Origin of the sequence: Amycolatopsis thermophila, from assembly GCF_030814215.1 — a bacterium.
GTDB classification, from domain to species: domain Bacteria; phylum Actinomycetota; class Actinomycetes; order Mycobacteriales; family Pseudonocardiaceae; genus Amycolatopsis_E; species Amycolatopsis_E thermophila.
In genome coordinates this window covers 2,560,323-2,577,674 of the sequence record NZ_JAUSUT010000001.1, presented here as the reverse complement: position 1 = coordinate 2,577,674, position 17,352 = coordinate 2,560,323, and the positions used below count along the sequence as shown (strand labels likewise).

Below are 17,352 nucleotides of genomic sequence, written 5' to 3'. Positions count from 1 at the left end.
GGCACTCCTCCCGGAGACGAGAACGACCCGGCGCACCCCCTCGGCACGCCGGGCCCCGAATGTCCTCAGCGGACGGTCAGAGCTGCTCGATCCACGGGCACAGGGCGACGAGCTGCTGCCACAGCTGCGGAGGCAGCACCGTCCGCACGGAGTCGCGGATCCCGCGCACCGCGTCCTGGGACGGCTGGAAGTTCCCGTTGAACATCTGGTACGGGTTGGGCACCGCGACCGGCAGCGGCGGGCCGTAGGGGATCTTCGGCGTCTGCAGCACGAACTTCGACGGCTGGTCGACGTCGGCGAGCGGGTTGATCGCGTAGGCGCCGTGGTCGCCGCCGAGGTAACCGGCGATCCCGTTGGCGAAGGCCGCCAGGTTGGTGAACGGGTTCACCGAGTTGCAGATGCCGTCGTTCTGGTTGCAGATCTCCTTGACCTCGACGTCGCCGTAGCTCGGGCGCGGCCCCTGCAGCGTGATGCCCCCGATGAACGTCGGCAGGTTCGTCGCGACGCCGCCCGCGCCACCGGCGGCGGTGCCGTCACTGCCCGCGGCCGGGTCACCGGGCCGCCTCGGGTCGCCGTAGAGCACACCCTTCAGCAGGTGGTGGGGGATGTCGCTGGAGGCAGTAAGCGCTTCCAGCTCGTTGCCCGCGACGAGTGCGCCCAGCGAGTAGCCGGTGATGATGATCGTCGAATCGCCGCAGGCGGCGTGGAAGTCCCGCACCGCCCGGTCCAGACCGGCCATTCCCTCGGCGACGGACTGGTCCATCGTCTTCGCGTGACCGGGCAGCGGCGCGATCTCGGCCGGGTACACGATCACCTCGGTGGCGACGCCCGCCGGCACCGTGGCGTTGAACGCGAAGTAGTCGACGCCGTCCCCGTGGCCGGTCCCCCCGAGCTCGAAGATCTTCGTGTGCGCACAGGACCCGTCGGCCGACGCGCTCTGCGCTCCCGCCACGGCCAGGCCCCCGGCCATCGCCAGCGCCGCCACTCCCGCGGCGACGCGCTTGGTCTTCGACAGCATTCCCTGTTCCTTTCCCCAGTTCCCACCGGACACGGGCGAACGTAGGGGCGGGCCATGAAATCCCGATGAAACGGGACGTCAGCGCCGCGAAGCCCGGCCGAGGTGGTCCGGCAGCCGCGCGTGCCGCGGTAGTCGGCCAGTCCGCGGCGAGCGCCGAGCCCGGTCGCGGCGAGGCCGGCCGCGCCGCGGCTGGAGATCTCGGTGCCCGGCTCGCCAAGGGCGTGGCGGACGGCGAACCGCTGGACCCCGGCCTGCTCCGGCAGCAGGCCCTGCTTGCCACGCTGGTGTTGCGCCCGGACATCGCGGACGGCAGGTCGCCGGCCGAGAACCTGGGCGGGGCGCCGGGCGAGCCGGACGCCCGAAACGATCACACGCGCCGCTGCCCGCGGCCTCGCTAGCCCCGGTCCACCCGCAAGCGGCGGCAGCGGTCGCACCGCGGGTCCGGCTGCCAGGCCGCGGCGAGATCGGCCAGTTCGGCGCGGATCTGCCGGCGCGACTTGGGGCGCCCGGACTCGTCGTGCCGCGGCGTGCCGAAGACGCGCATCTCCCGCCGCCGCGCGCCGCACAGGGGGCACGTCACGCGGCGGAGCACGCGACGGCTCGCCTGGTCGGCGCCGGCGTCCACCGCCGCCCGGTGCAGTTGCCGCCATCTCGACATGTCGTCCTCCCAGCCCGGAAGTCGGCCGGGTCGCACGCCTGTTACGGGGAAAGCGTTCGCAGAGTCGTCCCGAAGCGTAGGGGAGCCCGCCCGGACCTGCCCGGGACGAGGGAGTCGGCAGGCGGGCTCACCGCGATGCTTGCGCTGACCGGCGGCAACCTCAATAACCCAACCGGGTCAACCGGGGCAACAGGGACATCGGGGCTATGCGGGCCAAGAAGGCCATCGGCCGCGCAGCGCCCGGGGGTCACCCAATACGGTGACGATCATGTCTGCACGCCGACGCACGGTGGGCTCGGGCGAACTCGCGGCCGAACTCGGCTTGTCCCGGCGTTCGATCAGCCGCTACGCCGAGCGCGGGTGGATCCGCCCCGCACTGGTAACACCCGGCGGCCAGTACCGCTGGGACGTCGAGGACGTGCGCAAACAACTCGACGCCCTCCGCGAACGCCGACCCGGCGGGGTCTAGGACCACATCGTCCTCTTAGGACAGGCCTGCGCCGGCGCCCGCCCCGGGAGAGGATCACGGGGTCACGGGAGGAGGCGCGCGTGCCGGTCTGGCTGGAAGCGGCGTGGTGGGGTCTCGTCGGCGGGGCCGCGCTGGTCCTCGGTGCGCTCGTGGCGTGGTTCGTCCGCATACCGGCGCAGGCCGTGTCCTACGTGATGGCGTTCGGCGCGGGTGTGCTCATCTCGGCCCTCGCCTTCGACCTGATGGACGAGGCGGAACGCACCGGTGGCCTGCCCGCCACCGCGGCGGGGTTCGTCGGCGGCGCGATCGTCTACGTGCTGGCCAACGCGGCCCTGTCGCGGCGGGGCGCGCGGCACCGCAAACGCTCGCGGGGCCGGCAGCCGTCGGAGAGCGAGGTCAGCGGCAGCGGGAGCGCGATCGCCATCGGCGCCCTGCTCGACGGCGTGCCGGAGTCCGTGGTCCTGGGCCTGTCGCTGCTGGGCGGCGGCGGGGTCGGGGTGGCGGTCCTCGCGGCCGTCTTCATCTCCAACGTGCCGGAGGGCCTGTCCAGCGCGGCCGGCATGAAGCAGGCCGGCCGCGGCGCCGGGTACGTCTTCGGCGTGTGGGGCGGCATCGCGGTGGCCAGCGGGGTGTCCGCGCTGCTGGGGAACCTGCTCCTGGACGGGGCGTCCCCGGCGACCGTGGCGGTCATCACCGCGATCGCGGCGGGCGCGATCCTCGCGATGATCGCCGACACGATGGTCCCGGAGGCCTTCGAGCGGGCCGGGCTGGCGACTGGTCTGGTGACGGCCCTCGGCTTCCTGACGGCCTTCGCGATCGAGCGGTTGAGCTGACTGCGGCGCTCGCCACACCGGAGAAGTGTTAGCAGCGCCCGCTGTCGGCAGCGCCACAAGAGGAAGAGGCCGACAGACCCTTGTGCGGCCGGTAGCGTGGGACCGCGCCTGGGCCAGCGCCCAGGACTGAGTACGTCCCCCTGCCGGGACCCGTTCGGGATAACCCCGGCTCTTCGGAAGGAAACACCTTGCGGCGAAACGTGCCGCCGATGCTTCGCGCGCTCGGAAACCACAACTACCGGCTGTGGGCCACCGCCGACCTCGTCTCGGTCACCGGTACCTGGATGCAGGTCCTCGGCCTGAACTGGGTGGTCATGGCGCGCACCGGCTCGGCCACCTCGGTCGGCCTGTCGGTGCTGCTGTCCACGCTCCCGGCCCTGCTCATCGGCCCGTGGGCGGGCGCGGTCGCCGACCGGTTCCCGCCGCGGCGCATCATCCTGGCCGGCCAGTCGGCGCACCTGGTGATCGCGCTGCTGCTGGCCGTCATGGTGTGGCAGGACATGCCACTGGTCACCATCTACGGCCTCACCGCGGTCGCCGGCGTGGTCGGGGCGTTCGAGTCGCCGGCGCTGGGACGCTTCGCCGGGCAGGTGGTCCCCCGTCAGGACCTGGGCAACGCCCTCGCGCTCGGGTCGCTGGTCAACTCCGCCGGCCGGGTCCTCGGCATGAGCCTCGCCGGTGTGCTGGCTGCGGCGGTGGGTGACGCGCTGCTGTTCGTCCTCAACGCGGGCAGCTTCGTCGCCGTCATCGTGACCGTCCTGGTGATCCGCACCGGGGAGCTGCACCCGCTGGCCGTCGCGAAGGCCGAGCGCGCCGGGGTGCGCGCGGGGTTGACCTACGTGCGCCGCAGCCACGTCCTGGTCGTGCTGTTCACGCTCGGGTTCGCGCTGTCCGGGCTGGGCCGCAACTACCAGGTCACCATGGCCGCGATGGCCGAAGGACCGCTCGCCTCGGGCGCCGCCGGTTACGGCCTGCTGTCGTCGGTGTTCGCCGTCGGCACCGTCCTCGGCGGCATCATCGCGGCCCGTGTCCGCGAACTGACCATCCCGCTGCTCCTCGGGGCCGCCGCGGTGACCAGCGTCCTGCAGGCCGCCAGCGGTTTCCTGCCCGGCATGCTCGGGTTCGGCGCGGTGATCCTGCCGATCGCCGCGGGCGCGGTCCTCATCGACACCGCGAAGTCCACCCGTCTGCAGCTCGACTCGGCCGAGGACATGCGCGGCCGGGTGCTGTCGATCGACGGCGCGGTCGCCGCCGCCGCGGGTGCGACGGGGGCGCCGCTGCTGGGCTGGATGTGCGAGCGGCTCGGCGCGGGCGAGGCCCTGCTGGTCGCGGGGGTGGTCACGCTCGCCGCGACGGGTGTGGCGACGCTCGCGCTGCAACGGTCGCGCCGCCGGGTCGTCGAACCGGTCCTCGCCACGTCAGCCGCGTGACGCGGCGGGCTCGTCGGGGCTGACGATCGCCGGCGAGCCCTGGAGCGGCCGTCCCGCCGACTCCCGGGTGAAGTGGATGCACACCGCGCCCACGATCCCGGCCGCGATCAGGTAGTACGCGGGCCAGTTCAGGTCGCCGGTGGCGGCCACCAGCGCGCCCATCACGGTCGAGGTGGTGCCGCCGAACAGCGACACGGAGATGTTGAACGCGATCGACAGCGCCCCGGCGCGGATGTGCGTCGGGAACATCGCCGGCAAGGTCGACGGCAGGGTGCTGGAGAAGCACACCAGCGTCAGGCCCATCACGGCCAGCCCGGCGAACGTCGCGACGTCCCCGCCCGCGCGCAGGAGCAGCACCGCGGGCAGTGACAGCACGACGAGCCCGGCGCAGCCGGTCATGACGATCCGCCGTCGCCCGAACCGGTCGGACAGGCGGCCGAGGAACGTGACGACCACCATCAGCAGCACCAGCACCACGATCTGCAGGATCTGCGCGACGGTCTCGCCGACGCCGTCCCGGCCGTGGCCGGGCAGCGTCTCGGTGAGGTAGGTCGGCATGTAGCTGGTGAGCATGTAGTTGGTCACGTTCCAGGCCAGCACCAGGCCGGCGCACAGCAGCATGGCCGGCCAGTACCGGCCGAAGATCGCGCGCAACTCCTGCCCGGCGGAGTTCCGCTGCTTGCCCTCGGCTTGCATGAACTGCTCGAACGCCGGCGTCTCCTCCAGCCGCAGCCGCAGGTAGAGCCCGACCGCGCCGATCGGCAGCGCGATCAGGAACGGGATCCGCCAGCCCCAGCTCAGCAGCTGGTCCTCGGGCAGCGCCGCGGTCAGCACCGTGGCGATGGTGGCGCCGAAGGCGTATCCGGTGAGCGTGCCGAACTCCAGCCAGCTGCCCAGGAATCCGCGCCTGCGGTCCGGGGCGTACTCGGCGATGAACGTCATCGCGCTGCCGTACTCGCCACCGGTCGACACGCCCTGGACCAGCCGGGCGAGCAGGACCAGCAGTGGCGCGGCGATGCCGATCGCCGAATACCCGGGGATCACCCCGATCGCGAACGTGCCGGCGGCCATGAGGATGACGGTGAGCGACAGCACGCGCTTGCGCCCGATGCGGTCGGACAGCGGGCCGAACAGCAGACCACCGAACGGCCGGATCAGGAACGACACCGCGAACAGCCCGAACGTGGCGATCGTCGCCATCGGACCGGACAGGTTGGTGAAGAAGACCTTGCTGATCGTCGTGGTGAGGTAGCCGTAGACGCCGAAGTCGTACCACTCGGTGATGTTGCCGATCGCGGCCGCGCCGACGGCGCGTTTCACCACCGCCGGATCCGCGACGCTGACGTCCTGCTGCTGCGGTTCGGCTGGTTCTGGCACCGTCCGCGCGTACCCGCGTTCCGCCGCGTGGAAACCACCCCTCGTCCGGAGTTACCCGCGTGAGCCGCGCCCGGTCGGCACTCGTGTCCACTGTGGATGACGCGCGAGTCTTGACAAATAAATTTGTCGGTAGGACAGTGGGCCGATGTCACGGGAATTCGAGTTGCGCAAGGAAGTGGTCCTCGAGGCCACCCCGGAGCAGGTCTGGGAGGCGATCAGCACCGGGGCCGGCAACACCGCGTGGTTCCAGCCGATCGAGGACGTGGATCCGGACGCCGCGAACGTGGTCGCCTGGGACCCGCCGCGGCACCTGAAGGTGGACGCGGGCACCCAGGCGTTCGAATACCTGGTCGAGGCGCGCGACGGCGGGACGGCCGTGTTGCGGTTCGTGCACAGCGGCGTCCTCGACGACAACTGGACCGGCGAGTACGAGGACCTCACCGGCAAGGGCTGGGACCTCTACTTCCACACGCTCGCCCAGTACTTCCGCCACTTCCCCGGGCGGCGGGCGACCTACGTCGAGGCGGAGGGGCCGAAGGTCCCGGACGCGGACGCGCGGGAGAAGCTGCTCGACGAGCTGGGCCTGGGCGAGCGCCCCTCGATCGGCGAGCGGGTGCGGCTGTCCCTCGACGGTGGGGTCGTGGACGCCGAGGTCGACTACACCGGGCACGGCACGATCGGGTTGCGCACCGTGGACGGGTTGATCCGGTTCCACCTGCGGGACAAGATCGACATGCCGGTCGCGGTGGCGCACTACGTCTACGGGACGTCGATCGACGTCCCGCGGTTCACGCGTGCGTGGGAAGCGTGGTTGAATCGCGTGCTCGGCTGATTGACCTGCGCTGATCCCGGGTATCCGCGGGAGCGGACCAGTCGACGGCGACCAGGGGCGGCAGCCATGTTGAGCCGAAACGAGCAGCAGCAACTCAGGGCGATCGAGCAGTGGTTCGAGATCTCGGACCCCGACCTGACGAGAGCGCTGCGCTCGGGACGGCTCCGGCAGTGGGGCCTCGGCCGGCGGCTGCTGTGCCTCGGGCTCATGGTGCTGGGGGTCGGGTTGATCGCCCTCGGCGCGGCGGTCAGCAACGTGCTGTTGCTGTTCGTGGGCATCCTCAGCCTGACCACCGGGGTCTGCCTCCGCATCGGCGCCCTGCGGCCCTGAATCGATTTGCTCCCTGGTTCTGTGCGCGGCTGGGACGATCTGGGGTGCGCGCCCGAGCCGCCTCGCCACGGCGTCCGGGGTTGGTCAGGTCAGGCGGGCTCGCGCATTACGACGGCGGCATCGGCGGGGTCCGGCCGTCCGGGTCGCGTGTCCGAGCCGCCCCGCCACGGCGTCCGGGTGGGCAGGCGGGCTTTGCGCACTACGACGGCGGCATCGCCGGGGTCCGACCGCCCGGGCCGCGTGCCCGAGCCGCCCCGCGCCACAGCGACCGGGTGCTCAGGCGGGCTCGCGCACTACAGCGGCGGGTCCGGCGGCGGCATCGGCGGTTCGGGTGGCGTCGGTGGCACCGGCGGCTCGGGCGGCTTCGGCGGCGGCGTGGGCGGCACGGGTGGTTCGGGCGGGGACGGCGGGACCGGTTCCGGTCCGGGCGGGATCGGTTCCGGACCCGGAGGCTCGGGATGCACCATGGCGTCCTCCTCGGTCGGCATCGACGTTTCCCGTATACCCGGCCCGTGCTGCGCCTAGACTCGATGCCATGCGGCGACACCGGCCGGTCGTGGAGGTGCCCGACGTCGTGGGCCTGGGCGCCGACGACGCCTGCGCGATCGTGCGCCGCGCCGGGCTGGTTCCAGCCGGGCCCGAGGGCATGCCGGCGCCCGAGGACGGCGTGGTCGTCGCCCAGGCGCCCATCGGCGCCGCCGGTGCCGAGGAGGGCGCCACCGTCGTCCTGATCACCCAGCACGGCCGCCGCCCCGCGGACGACCCGCTCACCCCGCCGCCCACCGAGGAGGCGGACACGCTCCAGCCCGCCTGAGGCGGATCGGCCGAGCGGCGGGCCGCGCTGTGGTCCTGGCCCCCTGTAGCGGCGAAACGCCGGGGCGCGGCTGCTGGGCCACTCCAGTGCCGAGCGCCGATCCTCGGAGAGCAGCGGGCCGCACCACGCCCCGGAAGACCGACGCCAGTGGGGCGAAACGCCGGGCGCGATGTGGTGACTGCCCAGGGCCCTCCGCGGCAAGCGGCCGAACAGCCGAGGCGCGGCGCCGCCTGCCCGAATACTCCAGCGCCGAGCGGCGATGCTCCGCGAGCGGGGGCGCCCGCGGCCCGTTGGGCGGGCGGCGGGGACAGCCCCGCCGGCGCAGCCGAAGACGCCCTCCCCCTGCCCAGCACGCCCCACCTCCGGGCCGGGCGCCGCCCGCCGCCGGAGGGACCTCCCGCAGCTCAGCGCCGCCCGGCACAATCCCACGCCGTCTGAGACAACCCCACACCGCCCGGCGCGGACCCCCGCTGCCGGACCGACCCTCCCGCAGCTCGGCACGGCCCGGCACACCCCACGCTGCCCGGCCACGCCGACCGGCGCAGACCCCCGGTGCCCTACGGACCGACCCTCTCGCAGCTCAGCGCGGCCCGGCACAACCCACGCGGCCGGGACAACCCCACACCGCCCGGCGCAGCCCGCCGCTGCCGGACAGGCCCTCCCGCAGCCGGGCGCCGCCCCGCGCAACCCGCCGCCGGGCGGCCCTGACGCAACTCGGCACGGCCCTGAGCAACCCACGCGGTCTGGCACAACCCACGCTGCCCGGCCACGCCGCCCGGCGCAGCCCGCCGCCGGGCGGCCCCTCCCGCAGCTCAGCGCCGCCCGGAGCAACCCACACTGCCCGCCACACCGCCCGCCGCAGACCCCCGCTGCCGGACGGGACCTTCCCGCAGCTGGGCGCACCCACCTGCCGGATTCCTGCCTGAACGGGCAGCCACCCCTTCCCTGCCGTCCCGCGGCCGGACACTCCTTGTCAACCCTTCACCTGATGAGCCTATTGTCCGTCGCCGCGGGAGTCGCTCACATTGGTATAGACCACTACTCGATCGGATGAAAGAGGTCTGCCGATGCTGACTCGCCGGAGTTTCCTCGTCGCCGCGGGCGTGGGGGCGGTGGCGATGACCGTCAGACCGGCGAGCGCGGCCACCGCGCTCCCCCTGACGATCGTCAACAACACGGGCGCCTACGCGAACACCTCGATCTGGTGCTACCTCGTCGGCACGGACAGCGCGGGCAACCAGTTCCACGTCACCCCGAACGGCACGATCGTCCCGGTTTCCTTGTCCGACAACGGTTCCGGCGGATTCACCGACTACGCGATCCCGCTCGCGCCCACCGGCCCGACCACGCTGACCGTGCCCAGGATGTCCGGCCGCCTGTACTTCGCACTCGGCCAGAAGCTCCGGTTCAAGGCGGTCACCGACGGCGCGGGCCGCCCGGCGCTGCAGTACCCGGCGGGCTGGGTGGACAGCGACCCCAACTACCGGATCCTGCACGACTTCGTCGAGTTCACCCTCGACGACCTGGGCATGCACTGCAACACCACGATGGTCGACCAGTTCGGCGTGCCGCTGTCGATCCAGCTCACCGGCGCCGCGTCGCAGACCACGGGCACGCTCAAGCCCGGCGGCCGGGCCCAGATCTTCGACCAGATCCGCGCCCAGCCGGACTTCGGGAACCTCGTCGTGGACGACCTGCGCGTCATCGCACCCGGGCACGGCCTCGACGCCGGCCGCTTCTCGCCCACCTACTTCGACAGCTACACCGACCGGGTCTGGTCCACCTACACCGGCACGGACCTGCGGCTGAACACCGGGTCGGCCACCTTCACCGGCCGCATCGGCTCCGACGGCACCCTCGTCGTGCGGGACGGCTCCGGCCGCACGGCGAGCCCGATCCGCCGACCGTCCACACGCGACATCCTCTTCTGCGACGGTGCGCTCGCCGCCCCCAACGACGGCCTCACCGGCCCGGTCGCCGCCCTGCTCGGCGCCGCGCTGAACCGCACCACCCTGCTCGACCACCCGGACCAGCCCGTGTCCGACCCGGCCGCGTTCTACCGGAACCCGGTGACCAACCACTACGCGCGCATCATGCACGCCGCGACCGCCGACGGCCGCGCGTACGGCTTCGCGTTCGACGACGTCGGCGGGTTCGCCTCCTACATCGAGGATCCCGCGCCCACCTCCTGCACCGTCACCCTGACCCCGTTCTAGGAAGGCCCCGACGATGAAACGACTGCTCGTGCTCGCACTGGCCGGCCTCCTCGTCGCGCTCGGCTGGACGCCCGCTCAGGCCGCCCTGCCGTCCAAGCAGCTCACCGGCTACTGGCAGAACTTCGTCAACTCCGCGCAGCCGCTGAAGCTGTCGCAGGTCCCGGACTCCTACGACGTGATCGTGCTGGCCTTCGCCAACGCCGATCCCGCGACGCCCGGCGCGGTGACCTTCGGCGTCGACCCGGACCTGTCGAACGCGCTCGGCGGCTACACCGACGCCGACCTGAAGGCCGACATCGCCGCGAAGCGGGCGGCCGGGAAGCCGGTGCTCCTGTCGATCGGGGGTGAGCGGGGCAACACCGACCTGAGCAGCGCCGATCGGGTAAGCGCTTTCGTCGGCTCGTTCACCCGCATCGCGACCGATTTCGGCATCCAGGGCATCGACATCGACCTGGAGGGCACCTTCGACGCGGCGAACACCGCGAGCGCGATCAGGCAGGTGCACGACCGCATGGGCGACGGCTTCCTGGTCACCATGGCACCCCAGACGCTCGACGTGCAGCCGGGCGGACGGTACATGGCGCTGATCGAGAGTGTGAAGTCGCTGATCACCGTGGTCCACACGCAGTACTACAACTCGGGCGGCATGCTCGGCTGCACCGGTCAGCTGGTGTCGCAGGGCAGCGTCGACTTCATCACCGCGCAGGCGTGCAACCTGCTGCAGGTGCTGCGGCCGGATCAGGTGGCGCTCGGCGTGCCGGCGACGCCTCAGGCCGCCGGGAGCGGCTACGTGCCTCCGTCGGTGGTCAACTCGGCCCTCGACTGCCTGGCGAAGCGCGCCGGGTGCGGTTCGTACCTGCCGACGACCGCGTGGCCGGGGATCAGCGGCGTGATGACGTGGTCCATCAACTGGGACGCCTCGTCCGGCTGGGCGTTCTCGGCACCGGTGCGGTCGCACCTGGACGCGCTCGCCTGAGCGGAGCCCTCCGAACGCGACCGTCCGTATCGGACATCCTCCCCGTGTCACTCGTCAGGGTGACACGGGGAACTTTCATGGTGCGTGATTCCCAACCTTTGACACTGCTTTGACACCTCTTGGTCCTCCGCGAAACCATTCCGATCCGCCCATTTCCGGGGCACGGGATTCAGGAACGGAACGTGGAGAAGGCATGCGCCTGAAATCGCCAGGATGGCGAAAATTATTGATCGGTATCGCGACCGCGGCGCTCGCGGCCGGCGCCGTGACCTACACGGGCACGACGAGCAGCGCCTACGCGGATGTGCAGGTCAAGACCGACTCGAAGACCGGGGCGGACGGCAAGCAGTACTGGGTGGAGAACCACCTCGTCGGCGGCGACGTCGATAAAATTCGCAGTGAAAACAATGGGCAGCGCAAGGAATGGCTGCTGGTCTGGGCGGGCGACGAGAACATCGCGGACACCGCCGTGAAGGACGTCAAGAACCTTCCCGGCACCCTCGCCGGCGGCCTCAACAAGGTGAAGAACGCCCTGCCCGGCCCGGACTTCCTGGCCGTCATCGACGCGACCAAGGGGTCGCCGACGTACGGCAAGGTCGTCAACACCGCCACCGTCGGCCCGCTGGTGGAGAACGAGCCGCACCACATGCAGTACGTGTGGCACAAGGGCGACACCATCTACGCCGGTGCGCTGTTCCTCGCCGCGACCTACGCGTTCGACGTGAGCGCGTTGCCCGAGCTCAAGCTCAAGGGCGTCAGTCTCCCGACGCAGACGCTCGGCGGTTCGGTGCCCGACGCGTACTGGGTGCTCAAGGACGGCACCGCCTACGGCACCTACATGGGTGGCCCGGTCGCGCCCGGCCCGTACACCTACGCCAACGGGCAGACGGTGGTCGGCAACGGCTTCGCCGGCAGTCCCGGTGAGGTCGTGCGCTTCGACCAGAACGCACAGGTCCTGTCGCAGACGTCCGCGGCGACCCCGCGGGGCGACAACAGCAAGCTGTGCGAGAACCTGCCCACGCTGGGGCAGCCGACCTGCGCCAACCCGCACGGCATCCAGGCCCGCGAGGACCTGAACACACTGGTCACGAGCGACTACGCGGAGCCGCGGAACATCATCCTCGACCCGGTCAAGCAGCCGTCGCCGTACCTGCGCCGGCCCACCGTCCGGACCTGGGACATCTCCGACCGCAACAACCCCAAGCTCAAGTCGGTGTCGTACCTGCCGGACGGCCCGCGCGGCAACGACTACGACCCGCTGTACGCGGAGAGCCGCGCGGTCATGGAGACCACGGTGACCAACCTGCCCGGCCACCGGGGCGCGTTCGCCCAGACCATGCAGGGCGGCGCGGTCTTCTACACGCCGGACATCACCAAGCCCGACCCGCACTGGTACGAGGTGTGGGACGACGGCGCGTCCGGGAAGGCGCTGTCGGCGAACAACGACAGCGTCGGCGCGAGCTCCAACGGCGGCTGGATCCAGACCAGCCCGGACGACCGGTTCCTCTACCGGGCCATCCAGGGACGGCAGAAGGGCACCCTCGGGCCGGACGACCCCGGCACGACGGGCGGCTTCTACGCGCTGAACATCGAAAACCTGCTCGCGCAGGGTCCGGACTGGGCGGGCCCCGGCATCCAGACCAAGGAACAGGCCCGCAGCGGCGCCGACAACGGCGTCCTGCCGACCCTCGCCGGTGCCGCCGCGATCAACCCGGGGACCCCGGGCGCGGGCCCGCACTGGGGTGCGTACGACAACTTCGAGCTGGGCGAGGACGGTTTCTACCACGAGACCACCTCGCCGGACCGGGTCGCGGTGTCGAACTACTTCGTGGCGCGGTCCGGGCTGGACGGCGACCACAAGGTCAACATCGTGAACCTGACCCCCGACGGCCGGGCCTCGGTGGACCAGGACTTCCGCGACGAGTTCACCGGTCAGGTGGGCATCAACTTCAACCGGAAGTCGTGGCCGCACGGCGATTTCGGCAACGCCAAACCCCACTCGGAACTGTTCGTCGTCGCTGACGCGGACGTGAAGTAAGCACCTCGGCGTGCGGGGCCGGGCCGGACCCGGCCCCGCACCGCCGCGGTGCGGAAGAGGTACCTCATGGACCACGGGTCCCATCCGGTCACCGGCTCGGCCGGGCTGGATCTGGCCGCGCTCGTCGTGCGGCTGGTGTTGTTGCCCGCCACCGCGTTCGTCGCCGGTGTCGGGCTGCTGCGGCCGCTGGTCGATACGCTGCCCCGCCGGTTGTGGCAGGTCACGGCTGTGCTGGGCGGGCTGTCCGCGGCGCTGGCCGTCGTGTCGGCCGTGGCCTTCGACGTCAACGTCGTCGGTGCGATCGTGCACGCCGTCCTGGTGCTGGCGGTGCCGGTCCTGAGCGCGCGCCGCCCGCCGGTGGGCCGCTGGATCGCGGTCGCGCTGCTCGTGTTGCTGGTCCTCGAGACGGCCCTCGGGCGGTCCGGCGTGGAGTTCGCGATCGACACCGTCTACGTGGGTGGCACGGCGGTCTGGTTCGGACTGTCCGCCTTGTCACTGGCCCGCGCCGAGCCACCCCGGACCGGACCGCTGTCGTGGACGCTCGGCGGCGTGCTGACGCTCGCCGCCGCGGTGCAGTTGGTGCTGTCGGGCGTGGCGTTCGACCGGCGGCTCTACGAAACGTTGTTCGGTGTCGCGCTGCTGGCCGCGTTCGTGCTGCCGGTCGTCGCGAGCGCGCTGTGGCGGCGGGTCGCGATCGTCGGCGTCGCCGCGGCTTTCCTGGCGTGGAGCGCCTTCGTGGCGGTGCCCAAGCCGGCCGACCTGCCCGTTCCCGGCGTACCGCTGCTCGCCGACGCGGGCGGGAGCCCGGTGCTGGTGAGCCCGCACCGGCCCGGGCGCAACCTGGTCCACCTCGCCGAACCGGCTTCGGTCAGCGTCGGGGACGGACCGCTCGTCGAGGCCGTCGCGCGGCCCGGCGCCTCGGGTTTCTGGGCCGAGGTGGAACTGCCCGCGGGACGCAGCGAGCTGGAGGTGGACGGCCGGACGGTCGAAGTGGACGCCGGAGACGGGGCGGGCCCGGCCGGCGCGTCCGGGCCGGACGGCCCCGAGTGCGCGACCACGGCACTGGGTGGCCTGGTGGCCGGCCGCAAGGACGTCCTGACGAGCTGCCCGGCCGACGCCCTGTCCGAAGAGGACGCGGACGCGCTGCGCAAGCTGGTCGGATTCCTGGCCGCCCGCAAGGCCGACTCGGTCACCGTCGTCGGCGACTCGTCGCCCCGCGGCACGGCAGCCGCCCAGGTGGTCCAAGCCGCGGCCGCGGCCCACCACCTGACCGTCCGGCCGGACGCCGCGGCGCTCGTGGTGGTCTCGGGCTGGACGAAGGCCGCGACGACGCTGGACGGCGCGGCGGCCGCGCAGCGCGAACGCCCGGCCTACCCGTACGGGCTGTACGTGGCGCCGTGGCTGCTGACCGGACCGCTGGTGAACTCGGTGGCCGGCTCGATGGTTCCGCTGCGGTTCGACCCGCGGGAACAGGCCGCGATCAGCTACGCCGTGGCGCTGGACAACGCCTTCCCCGGCGAGAACCCGACGGTCACCGGGTTCCAGCAGTGGCTGGGCCCGGGACAGCCGGCCGCACCGCGCGTGCAGGTGTTCGCGACGGCGCAGGTGAACGCGATGCCGATGAACCCCGACCAGCCGCACGCGCCGGGCATGGACGTCCCCGGTGAGGGACCCGGTTTCTTCATCCCACGGGGAACCGTGGTGGCGATCAGTCTTCCGCTCGATTGAGGCGAGCGGACAGGAAAGGAGAGTGCAGAAAAGTGCGTAGGAGTGTGGCGAGGGTGCTGGCCGGCGGCGCGATCGCGGCCGCCGCGCTGGGGCTGGGCGGCGGTGTGGCGAGCGCCGCGGAGACGCCGATCTGGCTGGTGCCGGGCGGGGACGCCGGCTCGGTGCTCGGCCCGGCCGTCCAAGTGCCGGCCACGGCGCTGGCCCCGGTCGTCGAGCTGCTGACGTTCCTGGCCGGCTGAGGCCCGGACACGCGAGAGGGCCCCGCGCCAGGTGGGTGGCGCGGGGCCCTCTTGGTGTGCTCAGCCTCAGCCGAAGCTCGGCAGGAGCTTGCCCGGCACCGCGTTCACGGACCGGATCAGCCCGAACACCGGAACGCCCAGCGGCGCGAAGGTGTAGGCGTTGTCGAGGTTGGTCGTGTCCGGCTCGTCCACAATGGCCACGTCAGCCGGGGACGGGGCGGCCGGCGCGGGCGCCGCGGCACCGACCACGGCCGCCCCGGCGAGGGCGCTCGCGACGAGGCCCCGGATCACGGTCTTCTTCATGTTCCCACCTTTCTCGGTCGGGGATTTTCCTTCCCCGGAACGAAGAATGGCAGGACAGCGGGTTCGCTGTCCTGCCATTCCAGGGCGTGGGAACGTCAGCAGATGCTGTCCGCCGGCTTCGGGTTGGTGAGCCCGAACAGCGGACGCAGCTTGAGCCCGACCCAGGTGCCGCCCAGGGCGAAGATCCCCCACAGCCACCCGTGCAGGCTGCCGGTGGAGATACCGGCCAGGTAGGCACCGATGTTGCAGCCGCCCGCGAGCCGGGCGCCGATTCCCATCAGGATTCCACCGAGGACGGACGCGACCGCGGTGCGCCACGGGATCTCGGAGTGGATCTTCCAAGTGCCTGCGGCCGCGGCCGCGACCGCCGCGCCGAGGACGATGCCGATGTCGGTGAGGCTGGTCTTGTCCGTCCAGATCGGACCGGCGAGCGACTTGGCGTTGCTGGTGGTCTGCCAGAACTCCCAGGTCTCCGGGTGCAGGCCGATCAGCTGCAGCAGCTTCGCGCCCCACAGCGCGAAGGCGAACGTGACGCCCCAGGTGCCGCCCGACACGAGCACGACCACCGCGGCGAGCACGGCGAGCACGACGGCGCCGGCGAGCAGCGGCCACGACCCGCGGAAGACGCGCGCGAAACCCTTGGCGGTCGGCGGTACGCCCAGCGGCGGCGGGTTGCGGCGCGCCTGCACGACCCGGGTCGCGACGACGACCAGCCCGAGCACCGCGATGGTGATCGCCCAGGAACCGAACCAGCCGACGTGGTCGGCGAGCAGGAAACCGGACACCTGCGGCCACCCGTCGAAGACCGGGAACGCCCAGGTGTAGAACACCGAGCCGGCGATGAACCCACCCAGCGTGAGCACGATGGACGACTGCCCCGCGCCGACGGCGAACAGCGTCCCGGACGCGCACGCCCCGCCGAGTTGCATCCCGACGGCGAACAGGGCCGCGCCGACGAACAACGCGAGCCCGATCGGGCCGGCCGTGACCTTCGGCGTGGTGCCGAACAGCCCGGTTCCGGTGCCGACGAGCAGTGCGATCAACGTGGCGGCGGTGCCGAGCAGCAGGGCGTGGGCGCGCAGGCCCTCCCCGTTGCCGACCGCGATGAGCTGCCGCCAGGCGGAGGTGAACCCGAAGCGCGAGTGGTACAGCGCGAGGCCGAGGAACAGCCCGACCACCAGCAGCGCACCGAACTTGCCGCCGTAGGTGGCCCAGACGTACCAGCTGAGCGCGACGGACCCGGCGGCGGAGACGGCCAGTGGAACCCAGCGGACCGGTGCCTCCGGCTCCGGGATCGGCGCGGCGCACGAGGTGGGCGAGCGCAGCAGGAAGTTGCCGGCCGGTGGCCGGTCGGTGACAGCGGACACAGAGCACTCCAAAACGGACCGTGGGGGATCGACCACGGACCACGTTAAGAGGCCGTGAAACATTCGCCCAAGTCATCTCAGAGTGCGGTACGCCATGAGGTGGCTGGGCTCACGCGCGAACCCCAGCCGCTCGTAGAACGGCACCACCTCGTCGGCCGCGACGAGCTGCACCCGTCGTGCGCCCGCGACCGCCACCAGCTGGCGGCCGCGCCCGGCGCCCTGGGCGGCGGGATGCACCACCACGTCCACGACCAGCAGGTACATCACGCCGTCGCCGATCAGCCGCCCCATGCCCACCAGCTCGGGCCCGGTCCGCGCCACCACGCCGTGCACCGAGTTCGCCAGCGCGGCGCGGCAGACGTCCGGCCCCGGCGAGGGCCAGCCCACAGCGGCCCGCAAGGCGCGGTACTCGGCCACGGTGGGCAGGCCGTCCTCGAAGGTCACATCGGCTGGTTCGCCGACGCGAGGCCCTTCGGCGCGGACGCGATCGCCCGGTGGATCGCGTCCGCGAGGGCCAGCGCGGCCTCCTCGGTCAGCTCCACCGGCACCCGCGCGGACGGCCCCTCCGCCGGGTTGAGGAAGTCGATGTTCACGGTGTGCGCGTACTGGGCGTGGGTCGGGTGGTCGACGTAGACCGAAGCGTGCGTGAGCGGGATCCACCCCCGCGCCGCCTTGCCGCTGCCGTCGATCTCGATCTGCTCGGTCAGGTAGGTGCACATGTCGT

The 17,352-nt window shown here is 72.1% G+C and carries 19 protein-coding genes; 12 read left to right on the top strand and 7 right to left on the bottom strand.

Annotated elements, in window-relative coordinates:
* Positions 1-76: 76 nt before the first annotated feature.
* The gene (locus FB470_RS12765) at positions 77-1,018 is read right to left on the bottom strand and encodes a PE-PPE domain-containing protein (protein WP_306991357.1); all 942 of its coding nucleotides are present in this window, start codon (positions 1,016-1,018) and stop codon (positions 77-79) included.
* 65 nt (positions 1,019-1,083) lie between these two features.
* Here FB470_RS12765 and FB470_RS12760 point away from each other — a divergent pair, with 65 nt between their 5' ends.
* Positions 1,084-1,416: a hypothetical protein gene (locus FB470_RS12760; RefSeq protein ID WP_306991355.1), complete on the top strand. Its 333-nt coding sequence runs from the start codon at positions 1,084-1,086 to the stop codon at positions 1,414-1,416.
* Here FB470_RS12760 and FB470_RS12755 read toward each other — a convergent pair.
* A complete protein-coding gene (locus FB470_RS12755; protein WP_306991353.1) occupies positions 1,413-1,676 on the bottom strand; it encodes a hypothetical protein in 264 nt (87 codons plus the stop codon). The two genes, FB470_RS12760 and FB470_RS12755, sit on opposite strands and share 4 nt — an antisense overlap.
* A gap of 268 nt (positions 1,677-1,944) precedes the next feature.
* On the opposite strand from FB470_RS12755, the gene FB470_RS12750 reads away from it, so the two are divergent.
* The 3 genes from FB470_RS12750 (at position 1,945) to FB470_RS12740 (ending at position 4,408) form a co-directional block, all read left to right on the top strand.
* Positions 1,945-2,145: a MerR family transcriptional regulator gene (locus FB470_RS12750; protein ID WP_370876462.1), complete on the top strand. Its 201-nt coding sequence runs from the start codon at positions 1,945-1,947 to the stop codon at positions 2,143-2,145.
* An 80-nt stretch (positions 2,146-2,225) separates the two neighbouring features.
* Positions 2,226-2,978, top strand: coding sequence for a ZIP family metal transporter (locus FB470_RS12745; protein WP_306991351.1), 753 nt, complete (start codon positions 2,226-2,228; stop codon positions 2,976-2,978).
* 209 nt (positions 2,979-3,187) lie between these two features.
* On the top strand, positions 3,188-4,408 hold the full coding sequence (locus FB470_RS12740) for an MFS transporter (protein WP_306991349.1): 1,221 nt from the start codon (positions 3,188-3,190) through the stop codon (positions 4,406-4,408).
* Here FB470_RS12740 and FB470_RS12735 read toward each other — a convergent pair.
* Positions 4,397-5,785 (bottom strand): MFS transporter, encoded by a 1,389-nt coding sequence (locus FB470_RS12735; protein ID WP_306991348.1) that lies wholly within the window; start codon positions 5,783-5,785, stop codon positions 4,397-4,399. The two genes, FB470_RS12740 and FB470_RS12735, sit on opposite strands and share 12 nt — an antisense overlap.
* Before the next feature lie 145 nt (positions 5,786-5,930).
* On the opposite strand from FB470_RS12735, the gene FB470_RS12730 reads away from it, so the two are divergent.
* From FB470_RS12730 to FB470_RS12695, 8 genes are all read left to right on the top strand, one after another.
* Positions 5,931-6,617, top strand: a complete 687-nt coding sequence (locus FB470_RS12730; protein WP_306991346.1) for an SRPBCC family protein — start codon at positions 5,931-5,933, stop codon at positions 6,615-6,617.
* Between the two features lie 66 nt (positions 6,618-6,683).
* The gene (locus FB470_RS12725; RefSeq protein ID WP_306991344.1) at positions 6,684-6,947 is read left to right on the top strand and encodes a DUF3040 domain-containing protein; all 264 of its coding nucleotides are present in this window, start codon (positions 6,684-6,686) and stop codon (positions 6,945-6,947) included.
* 535 nt (positions 6,948-7,482) lie between these two features.
* Positions 7,483-7,761, top strand: a complete 279-nt coding sequence (locus FB470_RS12720) for a PASTA domain-containing protein (protein WP_306991342.1) — start codon at positions 7,483-7,485, stop codon at positions 7,759-7,761.
* 1,067 nt (positions 7,762-8,828) lie between these two features.
* The gene (locus FB470_RS12715; RefSeq protein WP_306991341.1) at positions 8,829-9,977 is read left to right on the top strand and encodes a beta-1,3-glucanase family protein; all 1,149 of its coding nucleotides are present in this window, start codon (positions 8,829-8,831) and stop codon (positions 9,975-9,977) included.
* A 13-nt stretch (positions 9,978-9,990) separates the two neighbouring features.
* On the top strand, positions 9,991-10,953 hold the full coding sequence (locus FB470_RS12710; protein ID WP_306991339.1) for a chitinase: 963 nt from the start codon (positions 9,991-9,993) through the stop codon (positions 10,951-10,953).
* A 193-nt stretch (positions 10,954-11,146) separates the two neighbouring features.
* Positions 11,147-12,991, top strand: a complete 1,845-nt coding sequence (locus tag FB470_RS12705) for a hypothetical protein (protein ID WP_306991337.1) — start codon at positions 11,147-11,149, stop codon at positions 12,989-12,991.
* Positions 12,992-13,057: 66 nt separating this feature from the next.
* Complete coding sequence (locus FB470_RS12700; protein WP_306991335.1) at positions 13,058-14,719, top strand: hypothetical protein; 1,662 nt, start codon at positions 13,058-13,060, stop codon at positions 14,717-14,719.
* Between the two features lie 32 nt (positions 14,720-14,751).
* Positions 14,752-14,958 (top strand): hypothetical protein, encoded by a 207-nt coding sequence (locus tag FB470_RS12695; RefSeq protein ID WP_306991333.1) that lies wholly within the window; start codon positions 14,752-14,754, stop codon positions 14,956-14,958.
* 66 nt (positions 14,959-15,024) lie between these two features.
* Here FB470_RS12695 and FB470_RS12690 read toward each other — a convergent pair whose 3' ends face one another.
* The 4 genes from FB470_RS12690 to FB470_RS12675 all read right to left on the bottom strand — a co-directional run bounded on the left by FB470_RS12690 (position 15,025) and on the right by FB470_RS12675 (position 17,347).
* Positions 15,025-15,261, bottom strand: coding sequence for a hypothetical protein (locus tag FB470_RS12690; RefSeq protein ID WP_306991331.1), 237 nt, complete (start codon positions 15,259-15,261; stop codon positions 15,025-15,027).
* 95 nt (positions 15,262-15,356) lie between these two features.
* Positions 15,357-16,628 (bottom strand): YeeE/YedE family protein, encoded by a 1,272-nt coding sequence (locus FB470_RS12685; protein ID WP_306991330.1) that lies wholly within the window; start codon positions 16,626-16,628, stop codon positions 15,357-15,359.
* 72 nt (positions 16,629-16,700) lie between these two features.
* Positions 16,701-17,072, bottom strand: a complete 372-nt coding sequence (locus tag FB470_RS12680; protein ID WP_306991328.1) for a GNAT family N-acetyltransferase — start codon at positions 17,070-17,072, stop codon at positions 16,701-16,703.
* Entirely contained in the window at positions 17,069-17,347 is a 279-nt protein-coding gene (locus FB470_RS12675) for a DUF6295 family protein (protein WP_306991326.1), read from the bottom strand. The genes FB470_RS12680 and FB470_RS12675 overlap by 4 nt, the downstream gene beginning before the upstream one ends.
* Positions 17,348-17,352 lie beyond the last annotated feature (5 nt).

Excerpts from the sequence above, each read along its gene's own strand:
- FB470_RS12720 (WP_306991342.1), top strand. The coding sequence starts at position 7,483 with ATGCGGCGACACCGGCCGGTCGTGGAGGTGCCCGACGTCGTGGGCCTG.
- FB470_RS12690 (WP_306991331.1), bottom strand. The coding sequence starts at position 15,261 with ATGAAGAAGACCGTGATCCGGGGCCTCGTCGCGAGCGCCCTCGCCGGG.
- FB470_RS12760 (WP_306991355.1), top strand. The coding sequence starts at position 1,084 with ATGAAACGGGACGTCAGCGCCGCGAAGCCCGGCCGAGGTGGTCCGGCA.
- FB470_RS12740 (WP_306991349.1), top strand. The coding sequence starts at position 3,188 with ATGCTTCGCGCGCTCGGAAACCACAACTACCGGCTGTGGGCCACCGCC.
- FB470_RS12705 (WP_306991337.1), top strand. The coding sequence starts at position 11,147 with ATGCGCCTGAAATCGCCAGGATGGCGAAAATTATTGATCGGTATCGCG.
- FB470_RS12750 (WP_370876462.1), top strand. The coding sequence starts at position 1,945 with ATGTCTGCACGCCGACGCACGGTGGGCTCGGGCGAACTCGCGGCCGAA.
- FB470_RS12715 (WP_306991341.1), top strand. The coding sequence starts at position 8,829 with ATGCTGACTCGCCGGAGTTTCCTCGTCGCCGCGGGCGTGGGGGCGGTG.
- FB470_RS12710 (WP_306991339.1), top strand. The coding sequence starts at position 9,991 with ATGAAACGACTGCTCGTGCTCGCACTGGCCGGCCTCCTCGTCGCGCTC.
- FB470_RS12725 (WP_306991344.1), top strand. The coding sequence starts at position 6,684 with ATGTTGAGCCGAAACGAGCAGCAGCAACTCAGGGCGATCGAGCAGTGG.
- FB470_RS12730 (WP_306991346.1), top strand. The coding sequence starts at position 5,931 with ATGTCACGGGAATTCGAGTTGCGCAAGGAAGTGGTCCTCGAGGCCACC.
- FB470_RS12675 (WP_306991326.1), bottom strand. The coding sequence starts at position 17,347 with ATGTGCACCTACCTGACCGAGCAGATCGAGATCGACGGCAGCGGCAAG.
- FB470_RS12755 (WP_306991353.1), bottom strand. The coding sequence starts at position 1,676 with ATGTCGAGATGGCGGCAACTGCACCGGGCGGCGGTGGACGCCGGCGCC.
- FB470_RS12765 (WP_306991357.1), bottom strand. The coding sequence starts at position 1,018 with ATGCTGTCGAAGACCAAGCGCGTCGCCGCGGGAGTGGCGGCGCTGGCG.
- FB470_RS12700 (WP_306991335.1), top strand. The coding sequence starts at position 13,058 with ATGGACCACGGGTCCCATCCGGTCACCGGCTCGGCCGGGCTGGATCTG.